A 10,018-nucleotide genomic window follows, 5' to 3' on the forward strand; every position below is an offset into this window, starting at 1 on the left:
CCCCAGCAGGAGGCGAACGTCGGCTTCGATAGTCGATGCAGATCGCGCATGGCATCAAGCGCGGCCTCAAGCCAGGGTCCACCTCGCGCAACAGAGTAGTCGCCGCTACCACCGAGAAGTACGGCATCGACCGCCGCAATCTGCGAACGCGTCGGGACTCCCGTCAACAGGTCAAAAACATGAATCTGCTCCGTGCCACACCCCAGTGCCCATGCAAAACAGTCCACCTCCTGAGGAATCATCGGATCCCCCGGGTTTCGAACTTGAAGCAGCAAAAACCGAAGACGTGCTGACATTTTGAAGGTGTAACTGGGCGTAACGAGACGCAAGATAAGACCTCCCGCGATTGTCACGCCCGATACGCGGGTGCAGCGCTGTGGTGGGTTTGTCGAACCTGCCGACAGAACAATGCGTTCCACGATCGGAGCCTCTCGCTCCAAACGCGTTTCCTGCACATCAAGAAGTCATGACTCCGAGAGCGCGCATAGGACCGATCGCCCTGGGGTGCTTCGTTCTTATCGGGTGCACCAGCCGAGACTGCCTGCCGCCTCCACCCGCGGACGGCTCGCCGCCCGAGCTCACACTCACCGTTCTCTTTCGTGAACTGTCCTCGGGGGAGCAAGACACACTTGTGGTCTTGCCGGGAGACCCGCCTGCACGTGTCGATGCCCGCAATCTCGACGGTGTGCGGGTCGTCTACCTGGGTCGCGACCCGGAAGGCCTTCGACGTGCGGAACTCGGGGCGACGATGCTGACGACGGTCGGCGTCGGGATTGAGAGCGAGCGCCTCCGTGTCGACCCGTTGACCTCCTCGTGCCCGGTACCCGCGCTCGCTGGCACCTGGTCAGTGCCTCCGGGGGATCCGGGGCGGACTGTGTCGCTCGGGCTTATTGCCGAGAGCTGGTCGGGGCTCCGGAGTTGGACCGAGACCGTGACTATCCGGCTCCGATAGCTCCCGTGGCTGATCTACTTGATCAGCACCAGTGTTCTGCTGGCTATGTGTCTTCCGTCGACCGCAAGCCGAACGACGTATGTACCGCTCGCGGCGAGCGCAGCATCCCAGTCGGCGACGTACCGGCCCGCATTCTGTGACCCATCCACCAACCGCGTTATCTCCCGCCCGACCGCGTCGTAGATACGCAGTGATACCCGCCCCGACTCCGGTATCTCGTAGCTGATCCGCGTCGACGGATTGAACGGATTTGGATACGGCGGATCAAGCTTGAACCCCGATGGCAACGCGTCGGTCGGGTCATCGTTATCAGTGACTCCGATCTCCGTTACGGAAACATCGTCGATCCATATCTGCGATACTCCCGAGTTGCCCATCATGAATGAAAGAAACACGGTATCGTCTGCATCCACCATTGCCGTGTCGACGAAGGCCTGGTTGCTTGTGGTCAGGTTGACGACCTTTTCAAGGTAGCCGAGATACGGTGTGTGATTCTGCTGTAGCCAGGTTTCAATGGATGTGTCCTGGTTCGCCCGCGCCTGGTACCTGACGACGTACTGCGCACCCGCCTTGACGTCGAGGCGCTGTCGCAGCTGCACATGCCAGTTGGTGTTGGTGGTCCGACTGATCGTAACACGAGCTGAGTTCTGGCCTTCGATCTGACCGGAGTCATCTATCTCGGCCGACGCTCTGGCGAGTCCGTTGAGATCTAGCATCCACGGACTTAACCCTGCTTCGAAGCCGCCATTCTCGAGAGATTTCGGTTCCACCGGTTCGGGTTCCCAGTCCTCCTCGATGACCGACACGTTGTCAAACCACACATCCGGTGTTCCAGAACCGCCAACCATGAATGTCAGGAATACCGTGTCGTCCTCCCGCACGAACGCTGTATCACGAAACGCCCGAGCCACTGTCGTCAGCGGGATGCTCTGAAACGCATAGCCTTCGAATGGCGAGTGATCCTGCTGCAGCCACGTCTCGATCGTTGTGTTCTGACTGGCACGAGCGCTGTACGTGATCACGTAACGTTTGTTGGCCGACACACGGATCGAGTGTCGCAGCTGGATGTGCCAGTTCGTTCCGCTGGTGGCACTGATCTGGACGCGACCGCTGCCCGTACCGTCGATCGGATTGGTTGTGTCAATGTCAAAGCTCGCAGCGGCGTCGCTCACAAAAGTGACGAGTTCCCACGGATCCGATGCCTGCTCGAAGCCGCCATTTGCGATCTGGTCGGCTGGATTCTCGGCGCGCGACGGTATGACAAAGACGATTTCGTCCGTGGCCTGACCTGCATTGCCGGCGCGGTCGACAGGCACGACTGCGATCATCATCGTGTCGCCGGGCTGGCCGCGGTCGAACGAATAGGCCGAGTTGCCGGTGTAGTCGTAGAGTTCTCCTGCATTGAACAGCAGATACCGCGCGATGCCCGACTCGTCGGATACCTGATCCCAGGCGATCATGCCGGGGAACGAGGTGTCGGCGACAGCAAGTCCGGTAACCATTCCGGGAGCAACCGCATCGTTGTACCCCAGCAAACTCCTGAACTCTGCTTCCGAGACCGCGTGGACGTATGCTGCCGAATCCATCTCCGCCGCGTAATGGTCTCGCACAACCTGATTCATCTCCAGGCGCGCGTCGCCCCAGTCCGACCACTGCGGAAACTCCGCCCAGTTCCAGTTGATGTACGACAGCATCTTGATCCCTGGATTCGCGTGCACGAGATCAAAGAATGGCTCAAACCACTGGTCCCAGCTCGACTGCCCTCCGGTAGTCCCAACATACCGCGGGGTCGATTCTCCGATAAGCACGGGCCGCTGGTGGACGTGCGCGCTGTCGAGAAAATCAAACACGTCGGGATGAGTTAAATGACTGGTGGAGAAGGGATTGAATGCCCACCAGTCGACATATTCATCCCCGGGAAAGTAGGCCATGAAATTCGAATCGCCGTCGGGAGCGAAATTCCATACCGTAGCGATCTCCAGGTCACGCTCACGAACTTTTTGCACGATGTATCGGAACGCGGTCCTGTAGGACTCGGGCTGGTAGCCGTTCCAGCTCACGCCGTTGAACTCGTATCCGATCCGGAGATATACGGGGAGACCAATCTCCTGCAGTCCGTCGAGAACGGTGTCGATATCATCGTCCAGGAACCCTCTCGTGATCTCCTCGGTGTACGGATCGCCACTCGCGGTCAGCTCGAGCCCGACTTGCAGCACGGTCATGCGATCTTTGTACTGCAGCAGATCGGCCTTCAGTCGGTCAACCCACGTGGTGCCGACGTTTCGGAGGCCTATGTAGTACATGTAGGCAATGGGCTTCTCGGCCTCGTCCATCACATTCCAGTAGTTGAGAAACCCGGATGGGTCCTGACCGGCGCCGTGCACGATGCGCCCGGCCGGTTCAAGTCTCGCCCCGTAGTTCTCACGCGGCTGGATGGGACTGGACGTGAACACGAATCCAAGAAGGAGTGTGAACACAAGAACCGGGAGGATGAGCTTTAACCGCATGACGGACTCCGGTACCGAAAGTTGAATTGCGCGCAATGTACGAGACGTACCTTACGATGGCCTCATGCAGGGTGAACGTTCCCACGGTGCAAATGAGCGATTCCAATCCAAAGGTCTAGCCGGCTGCCGGGATTTCGATTGGAGCCGCAGATTCTGTGTCGCCCGGCGAGCGCCTGAACACCTGCTCGATCCGGTCCTGGAGCATCACGAGTGATGGGACCAGCACCAGTACGATGAACGTGGCGAACAGAATTCCGATACCAAGGCTTACGGCAATCGGTACCAGGAACTGCGCTTGAAGACTTCGCTCAAGGATCAACGGCAGAACGCCCAGGAAGGTCGTCAGTGATGTCAATATGATGGGCCGAAACCGTACTCGCCCGGCCCGAACGACCGCGTCCTGAATGGACAGGCCTTCGCGCCGTGCCTGATTGATGTAGTCGATCAATACGAGAGAGTCGTTGACTACCACACCGCTCAGGCCAACAATGCCGAAGAGACTCAGAATACCGACCGACAGCCCCATGATCAGGTGCCCGATTATGGCGCCGATGACCCCGAACGGAATCGCCGACATTATGATGAATGGCTGCCAGTATGACCGGAAGGGGATAGCGAGCAGCGCGTAGATAACAAACAGCGCAACGACAAAGCCTCGTTTCAAGCTTTCCAGGATTTCGGCCTGCTCCCGCTGCTCTCCCTCGAAAGTCGCTCGAAGTCCGGGATAGTCGGAGAGCATGACTGGTAGTATGGTTGCTTCGAGTGCATCGACTACCTCCTGAGCAGTTACGATGTCCTCGTTCAAATCCGCCGTAACCGTAGTCACGCGTCGGCGGTCACGCCGATTGATACTGGACGGACTGTAGCCGAAAGAAGCGGTCGCCACCTCCGCAAGAGGGATCTCCGCGCGAGAGGGTGTGCGAATTCGAAAATTTTGCAGGTCCGACAATGCGTCGCGTTCCTCAGCCGGCAATCGGACCATGACCCGGATCTCGTCTCGACCACGCTGGATGCGCAGGGCTTCGTCGCCGTAGAATGCAGCCCTGACCTGGCGCGCAAGGTCATCGAGAGAAATCCCGAGTGTTCGCGCCTGTGGTCTGAGCTCCAGCTTGACCTCCTGCTTTCCGAGCGTCTGGTTGTCCTCCACCTCGAACACACCGGCGAACTGATTCAGTTCATCCTTGAGACGTTCAACAGCCCGATTCAGCACTTCCGCCGACGGTGCCGACAACTCGATCTGGATGGGCTTGCCAAGTCCGAAGATCGCCGACTGAAACTGGAGTGAGCGCGCCTCCGGAACGGGCCCCGTGGTCTCACGCCACTCGGCTTCAAACGTTGCGGCGGAGAGATCTCTGAATTCGGCCTCAAGCAGCTCGAAATTCACCTCCGCCACGTTGGACTGCAAGAGCGTGGGGACCATCCCTGTGGTGGGACCGCGGTTCGCAAGAGAGGGTCTCGATCCGACGGAGGTGAACACGTGTCGCACGACCGGCGGATGGCTGTCTGGCAAACCCTCTTGCAGGCGTTTCGCGACGTCCCGACCGGCAAGCTCAATCATCGAAGCAACCTTTGCCGTCTGCTCGATCGACGTTCCCTCGGGCATCTCCAGTCGCACGATCACGTTTTCGCCTTCGATGTCCGGAAAGAAACTGAACTTGACCCAGCCGCTGGCAATGAGTCCGATCGAGAGGAGTACGCCGGAGATAGCCGACACGATCACCAGACCATAGTGGCGGGTGCAGAATCGGAGTGTTCGGTCGAGCGGTCCGTTGATATTCCAGTCGACGAATCGAGCGACGGCTTCCTGGATGCGTTCGATGAACGCCACCACCGGATTCTTCTTCGATCCGTCCCTGACGACTTTCAGATGTGACAGGTGCGCCGGCAGGATCAACAGCGACTCGACCAGGGACAGCAGTAGAACGGTGATGATGACGATGGGAAGATTCTTCATGAACTTCCCGATCACGCCCGGCACGAGAAGGAGTGGGGAGAACGCCGCCACCGTCGTCAGCACTGCAAATATGACGGGCCGCGCGAGTCGGATCGCGCCTTTGACCGACGCGGCGACAGGCGACTCACCACGCTCCTGCTCCGCAAAGATGTTCTCCCCGATGACAATCGCATCGTCTACAACAATTCCAAGTGCGAGAATAAAGGCGACGAGCGAGATCAGGTTGATTGATACGCCCAGGTAGACCATCACCGTAAAGGTGCCGAGAAACGAGATGAAGATGCCGGCGGAGACCCAGAACGCCAGCCTCGTATTCATAAAGAGGCCGAGTGCGATGACGACGAGGATCAGTCCTGCCATACCATTCTTCAACATCAACTCGTAGCGACTCTTGAGCAGCTTGGCCTCGTTCTGCCAGACATCGACGGAGATGCCTTCAGGAAGCGTCGGCCGCAATGCATCGAGGTATTCCAGCACTTCCTCCACGATGTCGAGTACCCGCTCATCCGCCGTGCGGTAGATCTCTACAAGTGCAGTCGGCTCACTGTCGAATCGCGTGATGAGGTCGGCGTCCTCGAACGCATCACGAACCGTGGCGATGTCTCCAAGTCGAACCAGCGCTCCGTTCGGACGGGCGATGACGACGATGTCCGCGAAATCGGCGGCCGTATAATTCTGTCCCTCCGTTCGGATCATGATCTCTTCGCCGCGCGTCTGCACCCGACCGCCCGGAAGATCAAGGCTGCCGCGCCGCACGGCCATCGCGACGTCGCCAAGACTCAGACCAATCGCGCGCAGTGATGCCTCCGAGACCTCGATGCTGATCTCATAGTCCCTCACCCCGTTGATGCTGACGTATGAGACATTGTCGAGTGTGACGAGATCGTCTTTGATCCGGTTGGCCAGCTCTTTCAGCGCCACCTCGTCTGCCTGACCGTGAACCGCAATCTGAAGGACCTGTCGTCGACTGGTCAGTTCCGTCACGGTCGGCTCTTCGGCATCATCGGGAAAAGTCGTGATGCGGTCTATCTCGGCCTTTATTTCATCAAGCGTACTGAGCACATCGGTACCCAGCTGCAGTTCGGCGGTCACGATGCCTACGTTCTCGCTGGCAACAGACGTTATACGCCTAATCCCTTCGATGCCCTCGATCTGTTCCTCGACGCGGCGCACGATACTGTCCTCCACCTCCTCCGGAGAGGCGCCCGGGTAGGCGACCTGTACCTGGACCGCGTCAAGACTGGACTCGGGAAAGACCTCCTGCGGAATACTCGTGATGCTCACCACGCCGGTCACGACGATGAGCATCATGAGCAGGTTGGCCGCGACACTGTTCTGCGCCATCCAGGCGATTGCTCCTTTCATCGTGCGCAGAGTCTGTTGAAGTGGGACAGGTTCATTGGCATGGGGTCAGTTCGTTGCGACACGAACAGACATGCCGTCCGTCATGACGGCCAGCGCATTGGTGACGACCTGCTCTCCGCCGGTAAGTCCGTCGCGGAGAAGCACCGTCTCATCCACCTCTTGCAAGACATCCACAGGCAACACGCGAAGACGCCCGTCGGCGACAACCCAGACTTTGCTGCCATCACGCAGTGCCGACCGCGGGATCACGACAGATCCATCGGAGGGTCTGGCTTCGATCTCCACGTCGACGAAGGTGCCGACAAGCAGCGGAGGAGCGCCGTCTGAATCGCGACGGTACGGATTCGAAACGCGCACGAAAACGTTGATGGTTCGAGTCGCGGCGTCCAGCGCTCCTTCGACGCGGTGAACATTCCCGTTCCATGTTCGCGTCGTGCCTCCGAAGTCCGCATGCACCCGTGCCGCGATGCGACTCACACCTGACGGGTTCCACAGGCCCTCGATGAGTGCTGCGTCCGACGTGTTCAGCGGCACGGCGATCTCGACCAGCCCCGAGCTGTACACGACGCCTACCTGCTGACCCGGACCTACGAACTGACCCACGTCGACGCTTTCTGTGCGCACCCTTCCGCTGAACGGCGCCACTATTCGTGTGCGCTCCAATCGATTGCGAGCGTCAGAAAGTCGGGCCTCCGCCCCCTTGAGCAGCGCTTCGGCGAGCCTGAGCTGCGGCTCCTTGAGCACGAGGCTGCCAAGCTCGGAGTGAGGAGGTGCCTCGCCCGCCGTTCTGCTTCTCATACGTTCCCACTCCTCCTTCGCGACGTCCGCTTCTTCACGCGCACGCAGCAGTTCAAACCGCCGCTGCGTGACCTCGGCCTCCGCGACGGCAACAGCGTTCTCGTAATCGGCCGGGTCCACCTGCACGAGCACATCGCCGCGCTGAAAGTACCCACCGCTTACGAACGAGGGTGCAATGCCAACGACCTTGCCCGATGCCTCAGCAACCAGTGTGACTTCCTGCGTCGGTTTGATCGGGCCCGTACCGCGGACGTAGACGGGACCTTCGTGGATCGTTGCCACGGCTGTTGTCACAAGCGGACTGACTCGCGGCCGATCTTCCTTCGGTGGTTCAGGTCGGAGCCAGACCAACAGCGCGAGACCACCCACACCGACGGCCAAAATTGCGGCGCCAATCATGAATGATCTGGAGCGGGTGAGTTTCATTCGAGTCTGCTGTTTGGGTCGTTTTGTCGTGCGCCGGGACTACAGGTCGTCGTTCGGGGTTTCCACCCAGTCTCCACCGAGCGCCCGATTGACGGCCAGCCGGGCACCTGCCAGCGACCTCTCGGCCGTTGCCAGCGTCGCCTCGACGCGTATGAGGTTTCGTCTGGAATCGACGTACGCGAGGTAGTCGCCAATCCCACGCACGTATCGGCTTTGCTGGTTGCGGGCGGATGCTTCCGCCTGTACAAGTGCCTCGCTCAGGAATCGATAGCGTTCGCCTTCCTTCTGCAGCGCCACAAGCGACGACTCGACGTCGTGGAAGGCCGTCAGGACCGTCTTCTCATAAGCGGCCGCCTGCTGTTCGTACTGTGCCCACGCGACCTTTACGTTCGCGCGCAGGGCGCCGGCGTTGAACAGAGGAGCGGTCAACGATCCGCCGAAGAGCCAGAAGCGCTGGCTGGTGTCAACGATGTCGCTCAGCGAACTGCTCTGCGTTCCGCCGCTTCCCGTCAAAGAGAAGCGCGGAAACTGTTCGGCACGGGCCACGCCGACCCGCTGCCTGGCCGTCTCGAGTCGATGCGCCGCGGCCGCCACGTCCGGCCGATTGCGCAGTAGTTCCGACGGAAGGCCGGCAGGAATCCGGTCAAGGTCCACGCTCCTCTGTCGAGTACCTTCGCCAACGAGCTTCAAGGCCTCTCTGCGGTAGGTTCCGAGGAGTATTGCCAACCGCCCTTGCGCGTCGAACAGTCGACCCTCGATTAGTGGCAGCCCGGCTCTGGCATCCTCAAATTCTTGCTCGATCGCGTACAGCTCGAAGGAGGTCACAAGCCCCCGCTGGTACCGGTCTCGAGTCAGTTCGGCCCGCTCCGAAAGAAGATCGACGTTTTCCCGCGAGAGCGCGACCTGGCGCAACTGCTCTACCACCTCGAAGTAGGTCGCGATCGTTTCTGAGATCACTCCGAGGCGAGCCGTCCGCATATCCTCCCGCGTAGCGAAGAAGTTCGAGAGCGCGGCATTTCGCGAACCCCTCACTCGACCCCAGAAGTCGATCTCATAGCCAAGTCCAAGAGAGGCGCTGTACGTCGTGAAATCGAATCTGTCGGGGAACTCGGGGATGTTCTCTGAGATGTTTCGAGTGGCGCCGGTGTTGGTGGGAACCTCCTGGCGCGTCCCATCGAACGTAAGTTGTACGCTCGGGAGCAGAGCAGAGCGACTGATACGGTACAGGTTCTGGATCTCGCTCACACGCGCAGCAGCGATCGCGAGATCAAAATTCCTTGCAAGCGCCGTGTCGACAAGTGCGTTGAGAACCGGGTCGTCAAATTCCTGCCACCACCGGGGAATTGGCGGGAGCGAATCCATTACTGCGCCCGAAAACGCGCGGGGCATTGAATCGACCGCTTGAATGCGAGCGGCTCGAGGGGCGAAAGAGCATCCGTGCAGGGCGACGACAGTTACCGCCAGCATCAACCAGCGGCCAAATCTGGCCGGGTTGTTCGCGCGACCGTTCGGGTCTGTTGTTGTGTCCGCCACGATTTGAAACAGGTTACCGATGTGACTCTTCCTCCACAGATCTTCAAGCACGCGTGCCGGCCCTCAGCAATGTTAGCAGCGGTATACGCTGCACGTCGATCGCGGTGCCAGACCTTCACGGGGTTTTAACCAGCATGTGTCATTCGTATGGCCGCGACGGAATCCAGCATCACGATCGCTAACAGCCGCGGTCTGGAGTATCCGGAGGTTCCGCTGAGGACGCACACGGCGCCGCATGGCCATGAGTTCCTGATATGCGGCCCTGGTTGACGACTGAATCCTTCGGCGCCATCAATCACACGGTGGAGGGCGCGAATGTCGCGCGAGGATGTGTCCCGGCGTTCGCGACGTCGACCACGACCTGTGCGCTACAGGCTGACCGCTAGATCAACTTCTTGAGGAGAGCGCTGAAACGCGGATCATCCCGGACCGAGTCTAGATTGCTGTCGTTCTCGTACCATCCACGCTGCCGCAGTCCTGCCG

The 10,018-nt window shown here is 59.8% G+C and carries 6 protein-coding genes; 1 reads left to right on the plus strand and 5 read right to left on the minus strand.

Translation table 11 applies throughout. The features are described 5' to 3' along the window. The coding region (locus tag HKN37_12415; GenBank protein NNE47449.1) for a type 1 glutamine amidotransferase at positions 1-296 on the minus strand (296 nt) is incomplete at its 3' end. Between the two features lie 170 nt (positions 297-466). On the opposite strand from HKN37_12415, the gene HKN37_12420 reads away from it, so the two are divergent. Beyond that, entirely contained in the window at positions 467-952 is a 486-nt protein-coding gene (locus HKN37_12420; GenBank protein NNE47450.1) for a hypothetical protein, read from the plus strand. 14 nt (positions 953-966) lie between these two features. On the opposite strand, the gene HKN37_12425 is transcribed toward HKN37_12420, so the two are convergent. From HKN37_12425 to HKN37_12440, 4 genes are all read right to left on the minus strand, one after another. After that, positions 967-3,459: a T9SS type A sorting domain-containing protein gene (locus HKN37_12425; protein ID NNE47451.1), complete on the minus strand. Its 2,493-nt coding sequence runs from the start codon at positions 3,457-3,459 to the stop codon at positions 967-969. A gap of 115 nt (positions 3,460-3,574) precedes the next feature. Continuing rightward, entirely contained in the window at positions 3,575-6,778 is a 3,204-nt protein-coding gene (locus HKN37_12430) for an efflux RND transporter permease subunit (protein NNE47452.1), read from the minus strand. 45 nt (positions 6,779-6,823) lie between these two features. Next, positions 6,824-8,002, minus strand: a complete 1,179-nt coding sequence (locus HKN37_12435) for an efflux RND transporter periplasmic adaptor subunit (GenBank protein ID NNE47453.1) — start codon at positions 8,000-8,002, stop codon at positions 6,824-6,826. A gap of 39 nt (positions 8,003-8,041) precedes the next feature. Then, the gene (locus HKN37_12440; GenBank protein NNE47454.1) at positions 8,042-9,586 is read right to left on the minus strand and encodes an efflux transporter outer membrane subunit; all 1,545 of its coding nucleotides are present in this window, start codon (positions 9,584-9,586) and stop codon (positions 8,042-8,044) included. Positions 9,587-10,018: the final 432 nt, after the last annotated feature.

Source organism: Rhodothermales bacterium (genome assembly GCA_013002345.1).
In the GTDB taxonomy this organism is placed as follows: Bacteria; Bacteroidota; Rhodothermia; order Rhodothermales; family JABDKH01; genus JABDKH01.